22 protein-coding genes are annotated in these 21,750 nt (G+C 58.0%); 1 reads left to right on the plus strand and 21 read right to left on the minus strand.

Annotation, left to right across the window (positions count from 1 at the left end; translation table 11 throughout):
• Positions 1-72: 72 nt before the first annotated feature.
• The 11 genes from AKL27_RS28135 to AKL27_RS11885 form a co-directional block, all read right to left on the minus strand.
• Positions 73-279, minus strand: a complete 207-nt coding sequence (locus tag AKL27_RS28135; protein ID WP_050463031.1) for a hypothetical protein — start codon at positions 277-279, stop codon at positions 73-75.
• Between the two features lie 144 nt (positions 280-423).
• Positions 424-1,203, minus strand: coding sequence for an MBL fold metallo-hydrolase (locus tag AKL27_RS11840; protein WP_050463032.1), 780 nt, complete (start codon positions 1,201-1,203; stop codon positions 424-426).
• 52 nt (positions 1,204-1,255) lie between these two features.
• Positions 1,256-2,428 carry an outer membrane protein assembly factor BamC gene (gene bamC / locus AKL27_RS11845; protein ID WP_050463033.1) on the minus strand — a complete coding sequence of 391 codons (1,173 nt, stop codon included), beginning with the start codon at positions 2,426-2,428 and terminating at the stop codon, positions 1,256-1,258.
• A 62-nt stretch (positions 2,429-2,490) separates the two neighbouring features.
• Positions 2,491-3,369, minus strand: coding sequence for a 4-hydroxy-tetrahydrodipicolinate synthase (gene dapA / locus AKL27_RS11850; RefSeq protein ID WP_050463034.1), 879 nt, complete (start codon positions 3,367-3,369; stop codon positions 2,491-2,493).
• A gap of 177 nt (positions 3,370-3,546) precedes the next feature.
• Positions 3,547-4,746: a tryptophan--tRNA ligase gene (locus AKL27_RS11855; RefSeq protein WP_050463035.1), complete on the minus strand. Its 1,200-nt coding sequence runs from the start codon at positions 4,744-4,746 to the stop codon at positions 3,547-3,549.
• An 8-nt stretch (positions 4,747-4,754) separates the two neighbouring features.
• The gene (locus AKL27_RS11860) at positions 4,755-5,417 is read right to left on the minus strand and encodes a site-2 protease family protein (protein ID WP_050463036.1); all 663 of its coding nucleotides are present in this window, start codon (positions 5,415-5,417) and stop codon (positions 4,755-4,757) included.
• A gap of 150 nt (positions 5,418-5,567) precedes the next feature.
• Positions 5,568-6,194 carry an L-threonylcarbamoyladenylate synthase gene (locus tag AKL27_RS11865; RefSeq protein WP_050463037.1) on the minus strand — a complete coding sequence of 209 codons (627 nt, stop codon included), beginning with the start codon at positions 6,192-6,194 and terminating at the stop codon, positions 5,568-5,570.
• An 80-nt stretch (positions 6,195-6,274) separates the two neighbouring features.
• Positions 6,275-7,147, minus strand: coding sequence for a protease HtpX (gene htpX / locus AKL27_RS11870; protein ID WP_050463038.1), 873 nt, complete (start codon positions 7,145-7,147; stop codon positions 6,275-6,277).
• Between the two features lie 91 nt (positions 7,148-7,238).
• Positions 7,239-8,075 (minus strand): 3',5'-nucleoside bisphosphate phosphatase, encoded by an 837-nt coding sequence (locus tag AKL27_RS11875; RefSeq protein WP_050463039.1) that lies wholly within the window; start codon positions 8,073-8,075, stop codon positions 7,239-7,241.
• A 115-nt stretch (positions 8,076-8,190) separates the two neighbouring features.
• Positions 8,191-9,069, minus strand: coding sequence for an alpha/beta fold hydrolase (locus tag AKL27_RS11880; protein WP_050463040.1), 879 nt, complete (start codon positions 9,067-9,069; stop codon positions 8,191-8,193).
• A gap of 81 nt (positions 9,070-9,150) precedes the next feature.
• Positions 9,151-10,173 (minus strand): patatin-like phospholipase family protein, encoded by a 1,023-nt coding sequence (locus tag AKL27_RS11885; protein WP_050463041.1) that lies wholly within the window; start codon positions 10,171-10,173, stop codon positions 9,151-9,153.
• A 154-nt stretch (positions 10,174-10,327) separates the two neighbouring features.
• Between AKL27_RS11885 and AKL27_RS11890 the strand changes: the two genes are divergently transcribed.
• Complete coding sequence (locus AKL27_RS11890; protein WP_050463042.1) at positions 10,328-10,924, plus strand: LOG family protein; 597 nt, start codon at positions 10,328-10,330, stop codon at positions 10,922-10,924.
• An 87-nt stretch (positions 10,925-11,011) separates the two neighbouring features.
• Here AKL27_RS11890 and AKL27_RS11895 read toward each other — a convergent pair whose 3' ends face one another.
• From AKL27_RS11895 to truA, 10 genes are all read right to left on the minus strand, one after another.
• Positions 11,012-12,253 carry a cystathionine gamma-synthase family protein gene (locus AKL27_RS11895; RefSeq protein ID WP_050463125.1) on the minus strand — a complete coding sequence of 414 codons (1,242 nt, stop codon included), beginning with the start codon at positions 12,251-12,253 and terminating at the stop codon, positions 11,012-11,014.
• Positions 12,254-12,386: 133 nt separating this feature from the next.
• The gene (gene purF / locus AKL27_RS11900) at positions 12,387-13,907 is read right to left on the minus strand and encodes an amidophosphoribosyltransferase (RefSeq protein WP_050463043.1); all 1,521 of its coding nucleotides are present in this window, start codon (positions 13,905-13,907) and stop codon (positions 12,387-12,389) included.
• 25 nt (positions 13,908-13,932) lie between these two features.
• Positions 13,933-14,421 carry a CvpA family protein gene (locus AKL27_RS11905; protein WP_050463044.1) on the minus strand — a complete coding sequence of 163 codons (489 nt, stop codon included), beginning with the start codon at positions 14,419-14,421 and terminating at the stop codon, positions 13,933-13,935.
• A gap of 31 nt (positions 14,422-14,452) precedes the next feature.
• Positions 14,453-15,346, minus strand: coding sequence for an SPOR domain-containing protein (locus tag AKL27_RS11910; RefSeq protein WP_050463045.1), 894 nt, complete (start codon positions 15,344-15,346; stop codon positions 14,453-14,455).
• 177 nt (positions 15,347-15,523) lie between these two features.
• Positions 15,524-16,837 carry a bifunctional tetrahydrofolate synthase/dihydrofolate synthase gene (gene folC / locus AKL27_RS11915; RefSeq protein ID WP_050463046.1) on the minus strand — a complete coding sequence of 438 codons (1,314 nt, stop codon included), beginning with the start codon at positions 16,835-16,837 and terminating at the stop codon, positions 15,524-15,526.
• Positions 16,838-16,928: 91 nt separating this feature from the next.
• Positions 16,929-17,801 carry an acetyl-CoA carboxylase, carboxyltransferase subunit beta gene (accD, locus tag AKL27_RS11920; protein ID WP_050463047.1) on the minus strand — a complete coding sequence of 291 codons (873 nt, stop codon included), beginning with the start codon at positions 17,799-17,801 and terminating at the stop codon, positions 16,929-16,931.
• Between the two features lie 135 nt (positions 17,802-17,936).
• Positions 17,937-18,734 carry a tryptophan synthase subunit alpha gene (trpA, locus tag AKL27_RS11925; RefSeq protein WP_050463048.1) on the minus strand — a complete coding sequence of 266 codons (798 nt, stop codon included), beginning with the start codon at positions 18,732-18,734 and terminating at the stop codon, positions 17,937-17,939.
• Between the two features lie 72 nt (positions 18,735-18,806).
• The gene (trpB, locus tag AKL27_RS11930; protein WP_050463049.1) at positions 18,807-20,066 is read right to left on the minus strand and encodes a tryptophan synthase subunit beta; all 1,260 of its coding nucleotides are present in this window, start codon (positions 20,064-20,066) and stop codon (positions 18,807-18,809) included.
• A 26-nt stretch (positions 20,067-20,092) separates the two neighbouring features.
• Complete coding sequence (locus AKL27_RS11935) at positions 20,093-20,761, minus strand: phosphoribosylanthranilate isomerase (RefSeq protein ID WP_050463050.1); 669 nt, start codon at positions 20,759-20,761, stop codon at positions 20,093-20,095.
• A gap of 41 nt (positions 20,762-20,802) precedes the next feature.
• Positions 20,803-21,660 (minus strand): tRNA pseudouridine(38-40) synthase TruA, encoded by an 858-nt coding sequence (truA, locus tag AKL27_RS11940; RefSeq protein ID WP_050463051.1) that lies wholly within the window; start codon positions 21,658-21,660, stop codon positions 20,803-20,805.
• Positions 21,661-21,750 lie beyond the last annotated feature (90 nt).

Here is a 21,750-nt window from a genome sequence, read left to right on the forward strand (position 1 = left end):
AAAACGTCCTGTAGAGCGATAATTACCGGTAATTATTCATCGCAAAATTTTGATTATTATTGAAGGAATATTTCATGAAAAAAACTCTGTTGATCGCAGCTTTGTTGGCCGTTGCTCTGGCTGCTTGCGGTAAAAAAGAAGAAGCTCCAGCACCTGCACCAGCACCAGCAGTTGAAGCACCAGCAGCTCCAGCAGCTGAAGCTCCAGCAGCAGCACCAGCAGCTCCAGCCGCTGATGCAGCAGCTCCAGCAGCTGATGCCAAGCCAGCTGATGCAGCACCAGCAGCTGACGCTAAGCCAGCTGACGCAGCACCAGCAAAATAATCTAGCGATTATTGAAAAAGCCGACCATTGGTCGGCTTTTTTTACGTCTGCAATTCCGCTGCCGGTTCCCCTTCCGCATCATCGGGCCGGCCGGCAACACTCACCCGCCGACACTGATCCAGTCAAAGCCTTCTTCCTGGCAAGCGATCCTCACTTCGCACGCAGATGTACCGAGTACGCTGCACAGCGCTTGTCGCGCCAATTCCGGAGTGTTGTTTTTCAAACTCAGATGGGCACCGACGACCATCTTCAATCTGGACTTGTCCAGCGCCGCCAGAATTTCGGCACTGGTGTCGTTGGCCAGATGTCCGTAGTCACCGCCAATCCGTCGCTTGAGCGACATGGGATAGGCGGAATCGGCCAGCATCTGACGGTCGTGATTGCATTCCAGCATCAGCGCATCGCACAGATGCAGCGCCTGAACCAAATGAGAAGTGGATTGGCCGGCATCGGTCAGCACACCGAGCCGGTAACGGCCGTCGGTGGCGACATACTGGACCGGCTCGCGTGCATCATGCGGCACAGTGTAGGGATGCAATTGCAGATCGCCGATGGCCAGCGCATCGCCGTCACGACAAAAGTGCAGATCAACGCCGTCGCACGCGGATGCTACCGCAGCATAGGTGCCACGCGTGATCCACACCGGAGTACCGTGACGGCGCGCAAATTTGAATACGCCACCGACGTGGTCGCCGTGCTCATGCGTGACGACAATCGCGGCAATGTCGGCCGCTTGCTTGCCGACACGCGCCAGACGCCGTTCGGTTTCACGCAAACTAAAGCCGCAATCCAGCATGACCGTAGTGGTGGTCGTACCGGATGCGGCTGAGATGAGTAACGCGTTGCCTTCGCTGCCGCTGCCCAGACTTGCAAATTTCAACAGCGGCCTCGCGAACGCACGGTAAAGATTACTTCACACAACAGATCTGAAATTACTTCAGCTGTTCATTGAGCAGCGCCAGAATCTTGTCGGCTGCCGAAGACACTTCGGTCTGACCGTCATTATTCTGCACAGTGATGTTGCTGCTGTCGCCACTGCCCTTGACGACGATGCGATAACGCGCAGCCTTCTTGTCCTTGTCCTTGGAGCTGGAGAACAGTTTCGAGAAGAAGCCCGGATTGCTTTCCTTGTCCTTGGCATCTTGCGCCTGATCGACATAACGCACGAAATACAAACCTTGCGAACGGTCACGGTCTTCAACAGTGAAGCCGACGCGATCCAGTGCCAGGCCGATACGGCGCCATGCGCGGTCAAAACCTTCATCGACCTGCACGGTAGAACCTTGCGCGGTCTTCAGCAATCTGGAACGCGACTGCAATGTCGGGGCATTGGCAACTGCAGCCTTGGCCTTGGTTTCTTCGGCACCCAGACGCACCATCAGACGCGACAGGAATTCTGCTTCCAGACCCGGATCCGAAGGACGCGCAGTCCATACCGACGATTCCTTGGCGGAACCGGTCAGCACTTCTTCGGCGCCACGGTGGCTGACGAAAATTTCAGTGGTGCCGTTCGGGCCACGCTCCAGACGGGTACGGAACTTGTCGCGTTCACCGGTCGAGTACAGCGAATCAAACACTTTGCCCAGCGTGTTGCGGACGAAATCCTGAGGAATCTTGGCGCGGTTTTCAGCCCAGTCGGTTTCCATCACGCCGGTATCGGGCGATTCGACATTGATCAGGAAACCGGAATCCTGCCAGAAATCCTTGATCTGCGGCCACAGCACTTCCGGTGTCTGACCCACGACCAGCCAGCGTTGCGAACCATCTCGTTCGATCCGGATATCGCCCTTGGCCTTTGGCGCCACTGCCGCTATGTCATTGGCAGGACGCGTAGTCTGTTGCAGGTTGTAGCCGGACGCAGTCGCCACACCTTTGCTGGCTTCAGGAATCGCGTAACGGTTGTCGCGCTGCAGTTGCGTCAGATCAGGCGGTACTTCGAGTCGGGGCGCCTTGGCCTTTTCCGCACTTTTGTAATCGATACGATCACCTTCGAGCAAGCTGCCGACGGAAGTGCAACCGGCCAGTCCTGCGAGAGCAAGGACCATGAACAGGCTGCGGTGTGAAAGTGTATGCGATACAGGTTTAGCGTTCTTGCGAATAGTCATATCGTTGCAATGAAATGCGGGTTCGGGGTTCAAGGGAGAAACGCGCGTCGGCAGCCGGCGCATTATTTTAATACACCAGACTCGCGCAAGGCCGCACGTACCACGTCGTGGTAGTCAGCACCCAGCGGAGCAAGCGGCAGACGCATGCCGGAAGGAATCAGACCCGCTTCGGTCATCGCCCATTTCAGCGGCACCGGATTCGGCTCGACAAACAGTTTGTGATGCAACGGCAGCATCTTGTTATTCAGTTCCACAGCCTTGGCGACATTGCCTGCCATTGCCGCCACACACATTTCATGCATGGTGCGCGGCATGATGTTGGCGGTCACCGAAATATTGCCCTGGCCGCCATACAGCATCAGCGCGATGGCAGTCGCATCATCACCGGAATACACCGCAAACGACTTCGGCGCCAGACGGATCAGATCAGTACCGCGTCCGATGTTGCCGGTCGCGTCCTTGACACCGACAATGCCCGGCACCTGCGCCAGACGCAGAATCGTTTCATTGCTCATGTCGGCCACGGTACGCCCTGGCACATTGTACAAAATCGATGGCAGATCAACCGACTCGGCGATCTTGCGGAAGTGCAGATACATGCCTTCCTGCGTCGGGCGATTGTAGTAAGGCACCACTTGCAGCGAGGCATCTGCGCCAATCTTCTTGGCATAGGCCGTCAGCTCGATCGCTTCCGAAGTGGAGTTGCCGCCGGTGCCGGCGATGATCGGAATCCGTTTGGCTGTATGTTCAACCGCCACCTTGATCAGTTCGGAATGTTCTTCCACTGATACGGTCGGCGATTCGCCGGTAGTGCCGACGATAACGATACCGTCCGTGCCCTCCGCGATATGCCAGTCGATCAGTTTGCGCAGGCCCGGAAAATCGAGGCTGCCATCTGGATGCATGGGGGTGACGATTGCGACTATGCTGCCGTTAATCATGATGTGCGTACGTAATTAGGTAAACGAGAAAACGTTGATTGTAGCGGATAGCCACCCGTACCGGTCAACTTGTTAAATACAGCAAGCCTGCGGACACCGTCCGCATCTGCGCAAACCCTTGTGCAGCATGGGTTTCGCGCAACTCCGGCGGCACGCCGCGCGTACTCCGGGAGCGGATCAATAGCCCAGCCCCATCGCCTCGCGCACGTCACGCATGGTGTCCTGCGCCATCTTGCGGGCATTATCGCAACCATCGGCGACGATGGCCCGCACCAGTGACGGATCGTCAAGATACTGCTGCGCCCGCTCCAGCATCGGTTGTTGTTCTTTCAATATGGCATCGATTACCGGTTGCTTGCATTCCAGACAACCAATGCCGGCAGTACGACAGCCATTGGCGGCCCAGGTTTTGGTCGGTTCATCCGAATACACCAGATGGAATTGCCACACCGGGCACTTGTCCGGATCGCCCGGATCGGTGCGCCGTACGCGCTGCGGATCGGTCGGCATGGTACGGACCTTTTTGGTGACCGAATCCTTGTCTTCCCGCAGGGCAATGGTATTGCCATAACTTTTTGACATCTTGGCGCCATCCAGACCCGGCAGGCGCGACGCTTCAGTCAGCAAGGCCTGCGGTTCGGTCAGGATCAGCTTGCGGCTGCCTTCGAGGTAACCGAACAGGCGCTCGCGATCGATCATCGACAGGTTTTGCGCATCGTCGAGCATGGCCTTGGCCTGCTCCAGCGCCTCTTCATTACCCTGCTCCTGAAACTGGGTACGCAATTCCTGATACAGCTTGGAGCGCTTGCTGCCCAGTTTCTTGACGGCATCACGGGCTTTTTCTTCAAAGCCCTTTTCCTTGCCGTACAAGTGATTGAAGCGACGCGAGATCTCGCGCATGATTTCGATGTGCGGGATCTGATCTTCACCGACCGGCACCTGGCTGGCGCGATAAATCAGGACATCGGCCGCCATCATCAATGGATAGCCGAGAAAGCCATAGGTACCCAGATCGCGGTCCGACAGTTTGTCTTGCTGATCCTTGTAGGTCGGCACCCGCTCCAGCCACCCGAGCGGCGTCGCCATCGACAGCAGCAAATGCAATTCCGCATGTTCCGGAATCCGCGACTGGATGAACAGCGTCGCCTGCGACGGATCGACACCGGCGGCGAGCCAGTCGATCACCATGTCCCAGGTGCTGGTTTCGATGACGCTGGGGTCATCGTAATGTGTCGTCAATGCATGCCAGTCGGCAACAAAAAACAGGCACGGCAATTCGGATTGCAACTTCACCCAGTTTTTCAGCGCCCCGTGATAATGGCCCAGATGCAAGGCGCCCGTAGGACGCATGCCGGAGACAACGCGGTCAGGATACATGTTGTGGATTAACTAAAAAATAAGGAAATGGGTGATGTGATCAGTTGCAGCAACCAGCTTGCCAGGAACATGACAGGCGCCATCCACCAAGTGTAGATCACTTTCAGCAGCACCAGCGCCATCACGATGAAGAAGCCGTATGGCTCGATCTGCGCGAACTTGTAGGCATATTTGTGCGGCAACAGGCTGGTCAGGATGCGGCCACCGTCAAGCGGCGGGATCGGAAACAGATTGAAGGCAAACATGACCAGATTGGTCAGCACGCCGGCCTTGGCCATCAACATGAAGAAGTCTTCTTCGACACCGAAAATTACCAGACCGTAAATGATCAGGGTCCAGATCAGCGCCATCAGGAAATTGGCGGCAGGCCCGGCCAGCGCCACCCACGCCATGTCGCGCTTGGGCTTGCGCAGCTTGCCGAAATCAATCGGTACCGGTTTCGCATAGCCGAACAGGAAGGCGCCGCTGGTGGCAAAGTACAGCAGGATCGGAATCACGATCGTGCCGAACGGATCAATGTGTTTGAGGGGATTGAGACTCATGCGTCCCAGCATGTAGGCCGTGGTATCGCCGAAATATTTTGCTGCGAAAGCATGTGCTGCCTCGTGCAGTGTAATGGCGAAAAGTACCGGCAGCGCATACACCGCGACAGTCTGGATAAGATCATTCATGGCCGAATTTTATCAGAGGGGCAAGCCGGCACTGCGGAAATTCGAAAAAACATGCTGTCATGTCATCGCTTTCCGGGCCGTTTGCCGGGGAAACAGAGATGCGCCACAGGCGGCGCAGGGAGGTGAGTCAATGCAGAAAACCGGGGCCGCTCAAAGTCCGAACGGGCTGGCATCGCCCCGCCCTTGTCGTACCAGCACCGGCTGGTTCTCATCACTGAGGTCGATCACGGTGGTTGGCTCCAGACTGCAGGCGCCGCTGTCGATGACCAGTTCGATCTGCTTTTCCAGCGCATCGCGGATGTCATCGGCGCTGGTCAAGGCGTGTTCTTGCTCCGGCAACATCAGTGTGGTGCCGAGCAGCGGTTGCCCCAGTTCGGCCAGCAAGGCATGCGCAATGGTGTTTTCCGGCACCCGCAGACCGATGGTTTTGCGCGAAGGATGACTGAGCCGGCGCGGCACTTCCTTGGTGGCTTCGAGGATGAAGGTATAAGGACCCGGCGTCGCCGCCTTGAGCAGACGGTACTGGCGGTTATCCACCTTGGCGTACTGGGCGATCTCGCTCAGATCGCGGCACAGCAAGGTCAGATGATGCTTGTCGTCGACCCCGCGGATACGGCGCACGCGCTCTACGGCATCCTTGTTGTCGAGCTGGCATACCAGCGCATAACAGGAATCGGTCGGCAAGGCGACAATGCCGCCGGCATGGATGATCTGCGCCGCCTGTTTGATCAGGCGCTGCTGCGGATTGTCCGGATGAATTTGGAAAAACTGACTCATGTCGCTTCTCGAATGGAAATCAAAAAATCAAAAAAGCGGCGGTAATCATACCGCCGCTCACGTTATTGCCAAACTTGCTGTCAGCGTTGACCGCGCAGCGCAGCGATCCGTTCCTCCAGCGGCGGGTGGCTGGAAAACAGCGCCATGAACCCCGGCTTGTCATTGATGCCCATGGCCGCCATCGACTCTGGCAAACCACTGACCGGAACCCCGCCGAGGCGAGCCAGCGCATTGACCATCGGTTGCGGACTGCCCAGCAACTTGGCAGAACCGGCATCTGCCCTGAATTCACGATGACGCGAGAACCAGGCCACGATCATCGAAGCGCCGAGACCGAACACGATCTGGCAGATGATCACGGTCACCATGTAACCGATGCCGGGCGCATCATCGCTGTTGCGTGAAATGGCGCGATCGACAAAGTAACCCACCACGCGCGACAAGAACACCACGAATGTATTCACCACCCCTTGGATCAAGGTCATGGTCACCATATCGCCATTGGCAATGTGCGCCACTTCATGACCCAGCACGGCTTCGACTTCTTCCTTGGTCATGCCTTGCAGCAAACCGGTCGAGACCGCCACCAGCGCTGAATCCTTGAAGGCGCCGGTAGCAAAGGCATTCGGTTCGCCATCATAGACCGCCACTTCCGGCATGCCGATGCCGGCCCGTTGCGCCAGCTTGCGCACGGTATCCACCAGCCACAATTCCGTCGAATTGGCGGGGGTGTCGATGACGCGCGCACCAGTCGACCATTTGGCCATGGTCTTGCTCATCAGCAAGGAAATGATGGAGCCGGTAAAACCGACCACCAGCGAAAACACCAGCAACATCGGCAGATTCAGGCCGGAGCTGGTTAAAAACTTGTCCACCCCCAGCAGCGACAGAATCACGCTCATCACTACCAGTACAGCAATGTTGGTAGCCAGGAACAGGAAAATGCGTTTCATGTTGGAAACTCCTACTATTAAAGTGGTTATTAGATAGGACTTGTAACCGTAATTTCAAGAGGATGATGACCGATGAGCGAAGCTGCGGGTATTACAGCGCCCAATCATGCCAGACTGGCGTCAAGCCGGCCGGCAACGGTGGCAGGCAGCCCAGATCGACGCGTGATTCGCCGGGACCGTGGAAGTCGGAGCCAATCGACGCCAGAAAATCATAGCGGCGGGCCACCCGGGCATATTCTTCGTATTGGTCGGGCGTATGGCTGCCAGTGGTGACTTCAATCGCCTTGCCACCCATTTGCTTGAATTGATCGAACAGCACGCCGAATTCCATGTCGCTGTAGCGATAACGACCCGGATGCGCAATCACGGCCACGCCACCGGCACCGCCAATCCACGCCACCGCCTGCTCCAGCGAAGCCCAGCGATGTGGCACATAACCCGGCTTGCCTTCGATCAGGTAATTGCGAAACACTTCCTTGGTATCGACGCAACGGCCAAGCTCAACGATGTAACGCGCAAAATGCGTACGCGACATCAGATCGGCATTGCCGACATGCCGCAACGCGCCTTCAAACGCATCCGGAATACCGGCCGCTGCCAGTTGCCCGGCCATCTCGCGCGCGCGCCCCTCGCGGCCATTGCGTGTCGCCGCCAGGCCCTGCACCAGCGCCGGGTTGGTTTCATCGATTTGCAAGCCGACGATATGCACCGTCTGCCCGGCCCAGGTCACCGAAATTTCGACCCCTGGCACAAACCCCAGATCAAGCGCCCCGGCGGCGGCGCGGGCGGCAGCGACGCCGCTGATTTCATCGTGATCGGTCAGGGCCCACACATCGACGCCATTGGCCTTGGCGCGGGCAGCGACTGCCGCCGGCGGCAAGATGCCGTCGGAAACATTTGAATGACAGTGGAGATCGACATTCAGCATGGGGCTGACACCGATAAGGAAAGTATGCGCATGGGCTCATTGTACGCCGCTTGCGTCACCCATGCTGCGGGTGCACATGGCAGCGGGTGCAAGACTTCGCCGCCCCGCGTGCCTGTCAGGTGGCGAGAAAATCTTCGATCAGCGTTGCCAGCAATTGCGGCTGATCATGATGCAGCATGTGTCCGGCATTCGGTACGATCTTGACGTCCACCTTGGGGATGAAACCGATGCGACGATCCACTTCTTCGCGCATTGATCCGGTCAGGCCGAACCATTTCCAGATATCGGTATCGGCGGCTTCCACCCACAATACCGGTGCCGTGATTTGCTGCCAGCAGGCCAATACTTCTTCGACCCGATACAAGATGGGATTGGCATTCTTGTGCTTGGGATCGCCGAGAATTTCCCAGCAACCGTCGCTGACTTCGGTCGACCAGTGCGACGCCAGGAAGGTCGCACGTGCGGTACTGAGACGAGGATTGGTCTTTTGCAGCCGTGCCACCACTTCTTGCAAGGACCCATAGGTTTTCATTCCCGGCCGGCTCTGCAATTCATCGAGCCATTTGGCAAACCGTGCCGGCGCCTGCCCGGGCTTGGCGGTCGGCATGCCAAAGCCTTCCAGGTTGATCAGCTTGGCGATCCGCTGCGGCCGCACGCCGGCATACACGCCGACCACATTGCCGCCCAGACTGTGTCCCAGCAAATTGACGGCTTCGTGCGGCGAGTAGCGCAACAGAATGGCGTCGAGATCGGCCAGATAATCCGGGAACCAATAGGTATCGGCGGCGGTTCTTTCGGTCAGGCCGAAACCGCGCCAGTCCGGCGCAATGACGTGCCATTCTTGCTGCAGGCAGTCGACCACGAATTGGAACGAGGCTGACATATCCATCCAGCCGTGCAGCATGAATAACTTGGGTGCGCTCTCGTCGCCCCAATGGCGAACGTGATAACGCAGACCGCGGATGTCGAGAAATTCGGAACGGGATGACTTCATGGCAGGCAATATGACGAAAACCTTCGAGTATAGAACGCTTTACCGCTGGCTGCTGCCGCCCGCGCCGGACCGCTCACGCGCTCATTGCAAATAACGGCTCAGGTCGAATGAGGATTTCACGCCCAGACTGCGGAAATTTTCGGTCAGCCATTGTTCGGCACGCAACCGGCCCTGCTCAAACAAACCGTGAATGAATGAAGCCTGGGTATTGAGCTTGCTCATCACGGACAACTGGCTCATCAGATCGTTGGCATCGATCATGTGCATATTCAAGCGTTTCAGGCGACGCTCCAGCGCGCCGAAAGAAAACAAGGTGCCTTCGGCTTCGCGCTTGGCCAGCGCCAATCCGCCCAGTTCGGTAAAAAAGGCTGAACTGAAACTGATTTCGCTGAGCCGGTGACCGATCTCCTCGGTGGTGGTCGGTATCGTCGGACGCCGGCAGGGATGCAGCAGCAGCACCATGATGTCGCGCGCCGAGCACAGATGCAGCAACGGGAAGATCGGCGGATTGGCGGTCAGGCCGCCATCCCAGTAGGCCTCCCCGTCAATTTCCACGGCGCGGTGGATGGCCGGCAGACAGGCCGACGCCAGCAGGCTGTCGAGCGACACTTCGCGGTTGCGAAACACCTTCAGGGTACCGGTACTGACTTGCGTGGCGGCAATGAACAATTTGATGTTGCCGCGCTTGCGCAAGCGTTCAAAATCAATCTGTTGCTCCAGCATATCGCGCAAGGGATTGAAGCCCATCGGATTGAGCTGCGCCGGCGAAAAAAACCGCGCCATTGCCAGAAATGCCTGCATGCCGGCGCTGGGACCGGAATTGATCAGTGCCTCGGAATCGGCGGCCTGATTACCGCCAAAGTTGAAAGGCTCCTTGATGGCAATGCCGGTCCAGAATTTCTCCAGTGCCGCGCGGGCGCCATCGCGACCATCCTCCACAAAACCATGTGCCATCACTACTGCGTTCATGGCGCCGGCACTGGCGCCACTGATACCTTCAAAAGAAATGCGACCATCTTCCAGCAATCGATCGAGAACGCCCCAGGTAAATGCCCCGTGCGATCCACCGCCCTGCAATGCCAACGACACAATCTTGTTTTGCATGCTGTCCTTTGCTTCGATACACCGGAGAAACCCTGGTACTGACCGCTGTCACCGGAACGTCATGGTATGCCGCTATGATCAGCAGATCCCGTTCGCGGCATCCTGATGCTGGCATGGTATAACATTATGGCGTTGTTCAATTGCTGGAGAAAAAATGAAATCTATCTGTGTCTATTGCGGCTCCTCCCCCGGCGCTTCGCCGGTCTATGCGGAAGCCGCGCGCGTGCTCGCGCAACAAATGGTGAAAGACAATATTGCGCTGGTCTATGGCGGCGGTAACGTTGGCCTGATGGGTGTCATCGCCACCGAAGTGATCCGGCTCGGCGGCGAAGCCACCGGTGTCATCCCCAAGGCACTGCTGGACAAGGAACTGGGCCATAACGGCCTGACCCGCCTGCATATCGTCAAGGACATGCATGAGCGCAAGGCCATGATGGCCGAATTGTCGGATGGTTTCATTGCCATGCCGGGCGGCATGGGCACACTGGAAGAATTGTTTGAAGTGCTGACCTGGGCCCAGCTCGGTTTCCACTACAAACCGATTGCCCTGCTCAACGTTGACGGCTTTTACGATCACCTGATCGCCTTCGTCGAGCATCTGGTCAGCGCCCGCTTCGTCACTGCCGAACAGGCGCTGCTGATGATGCATGAAGCCGATCCGGCCACGCTGGTCAATCGTTTCAAGACGTTCAAGCCAAGTTACACCAGCAAATGGGCGGATAAAGCGGCCGCCTCCAATCTGCTGCCCTGACATCTTCGGCCATCAGCAAACTGCCCCGTCTCACGGGGCAGTTTTCTTGTGCGGGCAACATGACGTTGCCTGCGAAGATCTGACGCTTTACTGATCCAGCGCTTGCCGGAAATCTTCCACCAGGTCGGCGGTATCTTCCAGCCCGATCGACACCCGGATCAATGATTCAGCAATCCCCATCGCGGCGCGCCGTTCGGCACCCATCTCATAGAAAATCGTATGCGCCACCGGGATCACCAGCGTGCGGGTGTCACCGAGATTGCTGGCCGGTATCGCCAGTTGCATGCGGTTCAGATAATCGAAGCAATCGATATTGTCGTTGAGCTCAAAGCTCAGCAAGCTGCCATACGAACGGAATAATTCACTTGCCAGCGCATGCTGCGGATGGCCGGGCAAACCGGGGTAATGCACCGCTGCCACGCGCGCATCGGCACTCAGCATCTGCGCTACCGCCAAGGCATTGGCGCATTCGCGCTCCTGACGCAAGGCCATGGTTTCGGCACCGACGGCGATGTGATGCGCAGCTTCTGGTCCCAGCGAAGCGCCGAAGTCACGCAAGGCTTTGGCGCGAATCTGGGCGATGCCCCATTGCGCCTGCGGATTGCGTTTGTAATTATCGGCAATGTGCGGATAACGCGACCAGTCATACACCCCGGTATCGGTCAAAGCACCACCGAGGGCATTGCCATGACCGCCAATCGACTTGGTCAGCGAATTCACCACCAGACCGGCACCGACGCTTTTCGGCTGAAACAGATAGGGCGAAGTCATGGTGTTATCGACGATATACAAAATACCGCGCTCACGGCACAGCTCGCCAATGCGTTTCAAATCGGCGATCTGGGTGCGCGGATTGGCAATCGTCTCGACAAACACGATGCGCGTGGCCGGTGTCAACGCCGCTTCAACATTGGCAACATCGGTGGCATCCACCAGCGATACCCGTGCGCCCTGGGCATTGACGGTCATCCACAGGCTGTTGGTATTGCCGAACAGAAAAGCTGACGATACGACGTGATCGCCTTCGCGCAACAAGCCTTGCACCACGGCGCCGATGGCCGCCATCCCGGTGGCGAAGCAGATCGTGGCGATGCCGTCTTCCATCTTGCTGATCTTGTCTTCCAGCGCGCCGACCGTCGGATTACCCTGACGGCCATAGCGATAACCGGGCTGCTTGCCCTGAAACACTTCGGCCAGTTGCCGCGCATCTTTGTAGCCGAAGGCAACCGAGGTATGGATCGGCTTGTGCAAGGAGCCGTGTTCAATCGATTTTTGGCGATCACTGTGCAAAATCGTGGTGGTGAAACCGTATTTTTTCTTGTCGTTCATGTTGGAAAATGGAATGGCAAACGATGATGAGAATGTGAATGGCGAAACGGCATCGCAATGAAAAGCGCCGGAGTGCTGCAAACAGCATCCGGCGCCAGGTACATCATGGACTGTGGCAGAAATTCCTGCCGCTTCAGTCTACGCGTGCCAGGTTCAGATTCAATTGCGAGCGGACCGCGTCTTCCAGCGCCGGCTTCGGATTCTTGCGGGCAAACTCGATACGATCGAGATAGTCGCGCGAGATATCGCCAGTGATGTAATGACCGTCGAAACAGGATGCCTCGAAATTGCGCAAGGCCGGATTGACTTCCGAAATCGAACGCTTGAGCGCTTCGACTTCCTGGTACACCAGCGCATCGGCAGTGATTTCGCGGCACACTTCGTCGTCGGTGCGGCCATAGGCGATCAGTTCGTCACGGGTCGGCATGTCGATCCCGTACACGTTCGGGAACTTGACCGGTGGCGCGGCCGATGCAAAGATCACGCGCTTGGCGCCGGCTTCGCGCGCCATCTGCACGATCTCGCGGCTGGTCGTACCGCGCACGATGGAGTCATCCACCAGCAGCACGCTCTTGCCCTTGAATTCGGAACCGATGGCGTTGAGTTTCTGACGTACCGACTTCTTGCGGATCGCTTGCCCCGGCATCAGGAAGGTACGGCCGATGTAGCGATTCTTGATGAAGCCTTCGCGATACTCGATGCCCAGTTTCAGCGCCAGCTCCATGGCGGCCGGACGCGACGAGTCAGGAATCGGCATGACGACGTCGATTTCACCGCTGCTGATTTGGGTACGGATCTTGTCGGCCAGGAATTCGCCCATCTTCAGGCGTGTGGCGTAGACCGACGCGCCGTCGATGATCGAATCCGGACGCGCCAGATAGACGAATTCGAACGCGCATGGATTGAGGGTCGGATTTTCGGCGCATTGCTGGTTGTACAGCTTGCCGTCGTTGTCGATGAAAATCGCTTCGCCCGGCATGACGTCACGCAGGAAACGGAAGCCCAGACCTTCGAGCGCCACCGATTCGCTGGCCATCACATATTCGGAACCCTTGTCGGTTTCATTGAAGCCGATGCACATCGGGCGAATGCCGTACGGATCGCGGAAACCGATCAGACCGTAGCCGGCAATCTGCGCCACCACCGCGTACGAACCGCGCACGCGCTTGTGCACCATGGCAACGGCCTTGAACAGTGCCGCCGGATCCAGCGAATAGCCGGTGGTGGCTTGTTGCAGTTCGTGTGCAAACACGTTGAGCAACACTTCGGTATCGGAATCGGTATTGATATGACGGCGGTCGTTCTTGAACATCTCGACCTTGAGCTGTTCGGCATTGGTCAGATTGCCGTTATGCGCCAGCGTGATGCCGAATGGCGCATTGACGTAGAACGGTTGCGCTTCATCTTCGCTCGACGAGCTGCCGGCGGTCGGATAGCGGACCTGGCCGATGCCGGTATTGCCTGGCAGCGAACGCATGTTGCGGGTACGGAATACGTCACGCACCAGACCGTTGGCCTTGTGCATGGAAAAACCGCTGCCATGATTGGTTGCGATCCCGGCTGCATCCTGACCGCGATGCTGCAACAGCAACAGCGCATCGTAAAGCAACTGATTGACGGGACTATGGGAAACGATGCCGACTATGCCACACATGGTGGACTCCTAAACAAGAACGAAATTAAAAACTGACATGCTGCGCGAACTGCCCGGGCAAATAAGGCATGACCGTTGCCGCTGCAGTTTCCGCCAGCGGACTGAACAATGCATCCTTCCAGAACGGTTGCTGCGGAATGGATGTCGTGCCACACAGCAATACCACTGCCAGCACAATCACCAGACCACGCGCCAAACCGAACAAACCACCCAAACCGCGATCCACCAGCGACAACCCGGTGGCCTTGACCACCTCATTGAGGGCTCTGCTCAACAACCCCATCAACAGACGGGTACCGAGAAACAGTGCAATGAAACCCACGATCAATCTGGTCGAATCGCCCGGGATGGCTTCCGGCAACATTTTGGCCAGCGCTTCGCCGTAGGCGTTGGCGACCACCAGTGCGATGATCCAGCTCGCCAGCGACAACACTTCCTTGACCAATCCGCGCAAGGTGCTGATCACGACCGAACAGACCAGCACCAGCAATATCAGGTAATCAAAAATCGTCACAATGACAATATGCAGCTAATAGTCGACAATTTCAAGCGGGAACAATGGTGGCGCTCAAACCAAGCTTGTTGATCCGGCCCCGCATCTTCTCGGCCTCATCACGGCTGCCGAACGGGCCGACGCGAATGCGCGTGCGATCCCCGGACTGGGTTGCTACCTTTTGCGTATAGGTCTTGATGCCGGCGCCACTGAGCTTGTTGCGCAATTCATCGATTTTTTCCTGCGTGGCCAGTGCTGCGACCTGAATCACGAATTTGCCGCCGCTGGCTGCCGGCTTCTTGTCGGCGGCAGGTTTACCTTCCAGAATGGCCAGTGCGCGAGCGTCGCTGTCCTCAGTCTTGACCACTGGCTTGCGCTCAGGTTCCGGCTTGACTGGCTTGGCCGCCTTCGGCTTTTCATGCTCCGGCTTGTCAGCTGGTTTTTCAACTGGCTTTTCGGCAATTTTTTCTGGTGCTTTTTCGACCGGATTCTCGGCCGGCTTGACGGCTGGCGCCGCCGGCACAGCCTGTGCGACCACCGGTGGCGTCACTGGCACATTGGCCGGCGCCACGATTTCTTCCTTTTGATCCAGGCCGGCGCCTGTTGCCACCTTGGCATCAGGTGCTGTGGCAGCCGGCGCAGCGGTAGCAGCGGGCTCCTTGGATGGAATCTGGATCGCAATATCGTCGGCCAGCGGCCTGGGTTCGGAATCCAGCACCATCGGCAACAGAATCACCACCGCCAGCACCAGCGCCACGGCACCGATCAGACGACGGCGTGCGCGTTTTTTCTCGGGCAATACCGGATCGGCCGACTCTTCCTTGCCTGCCTTGCGCTTGCTGCGGGTAGCGGCAGCCGGCGCATCACCTGCGGAACGGGAGCGAAATTCGCCCTGACCTGAAGCAGCTTCCTGCTTGTTTTTACGAAAAAACGAGAACAAGCCCATGCGGATATAAATTGAGTGGTCTGTAAAAAACTAAACTGCGGACGGAAAATAACGCATTCCACGCTCGTGTGGCCGGGTGCTTCGTGGTACTCCCGCAACGGCTGCCGCTCAAAAAACCAGGGCGGTCATCTCCGATGCCGGCCGCACTGCAGATTGCGCGGCCAATTCAATGCGATATCAGTGCAATTCCGGTTTGCGGGCTTCCATCACTCCGGCGACGGTGAGGAAAGATCCGAAAACCACAATTCTATCATTCTCACCCGCTCTGCTCTGTGCATTTGCAAAAGCTGCCGCCGGCGTGTCGAAGGTTTCTATGGTGCATGCTGCATCCGGCTTGTATTCCGGCTCCACCCCGGCTTCCAGCAATTTATCCTTGAGCTGTTGCGCGGTCGCCGCGCGCGGCAATGGCAGGTCGGTCACGCACCAGTGATCGATCTTGCCCTTGAGGTGTCCGATCACGCCTTCGATATCCTTGTCCAGCATGGAGCCGAAGATGGCGAAGGTATAGGGGTGAAAGCCCATGTTGTCCAGATTTTGTGCGAGCGCGGCAGCGGCATGCGGGTTATGCGCCACATCCAGAATCACCAGCGGCTGCCCGGGCAATACCTGGAAGCGGCCCGGCAATTCCACCGTGGCCAGTCCGGTACGCACTTCTTGCGCCCCTACCGGCAGGCGATCGCGCAAGGCTTCCAAAGCAGCCAGCGCAGCGGAGGCATTCAGTAACTGATTGGCGCCGCGCAGGCTGGGGTAGGCCAGCGAGTTGCGGCGCTGGGCCCGACCGCCATAACTCCATTGCTGCTTGTCGCCCATGTAGTTGAAGTCGCGGCCCATCAGCCACAGATCGGCACCGATGGCGTCGGCGTGCTTGATCAGCGATTGCGGCGGCATGGGGTCGCCGCAGATGGCAGCCTTGCCGGCGCGATAGATGCCGGCCTTTTCGAAACCGATGGCTTCGCGGGTACTGCCCAGATAATCGGTGTGATCGATGTCGATGCTGGTGACGATGCTGACATCGGCATCAATCACATTGACGGCATCCAGACGACCACCCAGACCGACTTCCAGAATCACGACGTCGAGATGGGCGTCAGCCAGCAATTTCATGATGGCCAGCGTGGTGAATTCGAAATAGGTCAGCGAAATCTCGCCGCGTGCCGCTTCCACGGCCTCGAAGGCCGCAATCAGCATGGCGTCCGAAGCCGGCTCGCCGCGCAGACGGGCGCGTTCATTGAAGTGCAGGAAATGCGGTTTGATATACAGGCCGACGCGATAGCCGGCACGCATCAGGATCGACTCCAGCATGGCGCAGGTCGAGCCCTTGCCATTGGTGCCGGCGACCGTGATCACCGGGCAGTCAAAGCGGATATCGAGCTGATTCTTGACCTGCGTGGTGCGCTCCAGCCCCATGTCGATGGCTTTGGGATGACGTTGTTCAAGCAGCGTCAGCCAGTCGGCCAGATTATCGGGGGTTGGGGGCTTTTGCTGTGGCATGACGTGAATTGCGGAGATTTATCAGGAAATGAAAGGCAAAAACCCGAACTTGCAAGCACTGCCAAGTTCGGGTTTGTCGCCGGCAGGCAAATCAGGAAACTGTTTCCGCTGCCTGATTTTGCAACAACGCCAGCAAACGGGCGATTTCTTCGCGCATCTTGCGGCGGTCGACGATCATGTCGATAGCGCCCTTTTGCACCAGGAATTCCGAACGCTGGAAGCCTTCCGGCAATTTTTCGCGTACGGTATTTTCAATCACGCGCGGACCGGCAAAACCGATGAGCGCCTTTGGCTCGGCCATCACGATGTCGCCCATGAACGCGAACGAGGCAGACACGCCGCCCATGGTCGGATCAGTCAGGACGCTGATGAACGGCAATTTCTTTTCTGCCAGCTTGGTCAGCATGGAAGTGGTCTTGGCCATCTGCATCAATGACAGCAAGCCTTCCTGCATACGCGCACCGCCGGTGGCTGTGACGCAGATGAACGGCACTTTTTGTTCCAGCGCCATTTGGGCGCCACGGGCAAAACGTTCACCGACCACCGAACCCATCGAGCCGCCCATGAATTCGAATTCGAAGCAGGCAACCACTACCGGCAAGGTCATGATGGCGCCGCCCATGACTACCATGGCGTCGGTTTCACCAGTCGATTCCAGCGCGTCTTTCAGACGATCCGGATATTTTTTGCTGTCTTTGAACTTGAGGGTGTCGACCGGCAGGGTTTCCTGGCCGATTTCATACCGGCCACCTTCGTCGAGCAAGGCATCCAGCCGCGCACGTGCGCGAATCCGCATGTGATGGCTGCATTTGGGGCAGACGTGGAGATTGGATTCCAGGTCGGTACGGTATAACACTGCTTCGCAGGACGGGCACTTGACCCACAATCCTTCGGGTATCGACTTCCGACTGGCGGAGTCGCTACGTTGAATCTGAGGCGGGAGTAATTTCTCTAGCCAACTCATAGAAACCTCTTTAAGACATTCCGGTGGCGCATTGTACCAGAGCCATACGCCAGTCGTTAATTCCGACGGAGAGCCGCAACCAGTGCCATTTTGGCGTCAGCGGTCGCGATCCGGCGGGACGTGAATCGGGCAACATCAGGCGTCCAGCGCCTGGCGAATGTCCGTGACAAATACTTGCACTGCAGCAACTGCCTGATCGTGCGGCGTGTTTTCCAGCTCCTGAATGATGCGGCTGCCGATCACCACGGCGTCTGCCACTTCAGCCACGGCCCGCGCGGTAGCGCCATCGCGGATACCGAAGCCGACGCCGATTGGCAATTTGACATGTTCGCGGATGGCCGCAATGCGCGCCGCCACTTCCGCAGTATCGATATTGCCGGCGCCGGTCACACCCTTGAGCGAGACGTAATAGCTGAAGCCGCTGCTGACCTTGGCCACCTGACGGATACGCGCTTCGGTCGAGGTCGGCGCCAGCAGGAAAATCGGATCCATGCCGTTGGCTTGCATTTTTTGCGCAAATTCTTCGCATTCTTCCGGCGGATAATCCACCACGATGGTGCCGTCCACACCGGCATCTTTCGCCGCCGCAATGAACGCATCGACGCCAAAGCGTTCGATCGGATTGGCATAACCCATCAGTACCACCGGCGTTACCGCGTCGGTCTTTCGAAATTCGCGCACGTATTCCAGTACATCACGGGTGCTGACGCCAAACTTCAAGGCACGTTCGCAGGCCCGCTGAATCACCGGACCTTCGGCCATCGGGTCGGAAAACGGCACGCCCAGTTCAAGAATATTGACGCCACCGGCGACCAGCGCGTGCATCAGCGGCACCGTCAACTGCGGTGACGGATCGCCGGCCGTAATGAAGGTGATCAAACCCTTCTTGCGTTGTGCCGAGAGTGCGGAAAAAGTGGATTGGATGCGAGACATGATTGATATATTTTTTCAGATCGTATGATATTCATCCCCCGCCTGCGCGGGGGTTCGACGGCTGCCGCAGCTTCAGGCCTGCCGTTGCTGCACGGTATGCATATCCTTGTCACCGCGTCCGGACAAATTGGCCAGTACGATCTTGTCCTTGGGCAAAGTCGCGGCCAGCTTGGCGGCATACGCCAGTGCATGACTCGATTCCAGTGCCGGGATGATGCCTTCGATACGACAACAGGTATGGAACGCTGCCAGCGCTTCTTCATCGGTGATGCATTGGTATTGCGCGCGGCCGCTGTCCTTGAGCCATGCGTGTTCAGGACCGACGCCCGGATAATCGAGACCGGCCGAGACTGAATGGGTTTCCATGATCTGGCCGTTTTCATCTTGCAACAGATAGGTACGGTTGCCGTGCAGCACGCCGGGCGAACCGAGCGTCAGCGATGCCGAATGGCGATTGGTATCAAGGCCGTCACCAGCGGCTTCCACGCCGACCAGCTGCACATCATGATGATCGATATAGGGATAGAAAATCCCCATCGCATTCGAACCACCGCCCACGCAAGCCACCACATAGTCAGGCTGGCGGCTGGCGATTTCCGGCATCTGCACCAGGCATTCATTGCCGATCACTGACTGGAAGTCACGCACCATCATCGGATAAGGATGCGGACCCGCCACCGTGCCGATGATGTAGAACGTGGTTTCGATATTGGTGACCCAGTCGCGCATTGCCTCGTTGAGCGCGTCCTTGAGGGTCTTGGAACCGGATTCCACCGGCACCACCTTGGCGCCCAGCAGATTCATGCGGTACACGTTCTGCAACTGACGCTTGACGTCTTCGCTGCCCATGTAGACGATGCACTCCATGCCGAAGCGGGCGCAGATGGTGGCCGTGGCAACGCCATGCTGACCGGCGCCGGTTTCAGCGATGATGCGCTTCTTGCCCATGCGCTTGGCCAGCAAGGCCTGACCGATGACGTTATTGATCTTGTGCGCGCCGGTGTGGTTCAGATCTTCCCGCTTGAAGTAGATCTGCGCGCCGCCGGCTTCTTCCGACCAGCGTTTGGCGTGGTAAATCGGGCTTGGACGACCGACAAAATGCTTGAGCTCGGAATGAAATTCAGCCAGAAACTGTTCGTCATGCTGGTAGTGCGCGTACGCATCGCGCAGCTCGGCCAGCGCCAGCGTCAGCGTTTCCGCTACGAAGCTGCCGCCGTACTGACCAAAGTGGCCACGGGCGTCAGGCAAATGATATGGAGCGGTTTGTTGCATGGCTGCCGCAGGAACGGCTTGGCGTCCGGCAAGATTGCCAAGCGGATTCAATTCTTTCATGGAAATTCCTCTAATGAGATTGCAGGCTACTCTTGAGTAGCGTCCGCCAGCCGTACCGCCGTGACAAAGGCGGCTATTTTGGCGGCATCCTTGATCCCCTTTTGCTGCTCGACACCACTGCTGATGTCGACCGCATAGGGACGCACGCGCTGCACCGCGTCAGTCGCGTTTTGTACGCTCAAGCCACCACTTAAAACGACCCGAGGCGCGAGTTCTTCTGGAATGAGAGACCAATCGAAAACCTTTCCGCTGCCGCCATATTGCTCAACCAGAGTGTCAAGCAAGAGTCCCGAGAAAAAGGGACTGGCTGAACGATAATCCTGATCGCATTTTAACAAATCATCGGCGCTTGTAGCAGCGCCGATGCGGGCAGCGCGAATAAATGGTCGTTTCACGGCATGCGCGATGGCGGCGCATTGCTCAGGCGTTTCATCGCCGTGGAATTGCAACAATGACAAAGGCGCCTGCGCCAGCACGGCGGCGACTTCATCCACCGTGGCATTGACGAACAGTCCAACGGTACTGACAAACGGCGGCACCGTGGCCACCAGCGCGGCAGCAGCAGCGGCGCTCACGTAACGCGGACTGGGCGGGTAAAACACGAAACCGACAGCGTCGGCTCCGGCTGCCACCACCGCAGCCACATCCTGCGACCGCGTCAGACCGCAAATCTTGATTCTCGTACGATGTGTCATGAATTCAATGCAAAACTGGCGAAAGCACCTAGTCTACTGCATCAGCCGGGGCCGGGCCACGCGGCATCTTCCTGCGGCAACACCCAATGTGCCGGGTAATCGACCCGCGCCAGGTACAAACCATCGGCCATGAAGGTCGGCGCGGCGCAACTGCGGTCACGCTGCTCCAGCACTTGTGCAAGCCATTGCGGCGACTGCTTGCCGTTACCCACCATGATCAGCGAACCGACGATGTTGCGCACCATGTGCTGCAAGAAGGCATTCGCTTTCAAGGTCAGAATGATCATGTCCCCCTGCCGCCGCACCTGCAACGACTCCATGGTGCGGATTGGCGAACGCGCCTGACACTCGACGGCACGGAAACTGCTGAAATCATGTTGCCCGACCAGATATTGCGCAGCTTCCTGCATCGACGCCACATCGAGCGGACGAAAAGTCCAGCCCACCTTGCCATGCAACAGCGGCGAACGCACCGCGTGGTTGTACAACAGGTAATGATAAGTGCGGGAAGTGGCGCTGAAGCGGGCGTGAAATCCGTTGTCACGCCCGGCTGCCGCCAGCGGCGGATCGGCGGCGACTTCACAGGCCCAGCGCACCGCAATGGATGACGGCAAAAAGGCGTTGACGCCGCGTACCCAAGACGCCATCTCGCGCACCACCGGGGTATCAAAATGCACCACCTGCTCGACCGCATGCACACCGGAATCAGTACGTCCGGCGCACACCGTGGCAATCTCGCTCAGCGTGAACTGACGCAATGCCGACTCCAGCTTGTCTTGCACCGTCAGCCCGTGCGGCTGGGTCTGCCATCCTTGCCAAGGCGTGCCGTCATACTGCACACCCAGCACGATACGGTGCATGCCCTGCCCATTGGCCGCCGGCACTGTCGAAAACTCCATTACTGCCATTTCGTTACCGCACATCGAAGGTTAACAACAAACGGGCGCCCAGCTGCGGCGCCCGTCCCCTGAGTTTGAAAAAGCGGCGCG

Source organism: Herbaspirillum autotrophicum, from assembly GCF_001189915.1.
Lineage (GTDB): Bacteria > Pseudomonadota > Gammaproteobacteria > Burkholderiales > Burkholderiaceae_D > Herbaspirillum > Herbaspirillum autotrophicum.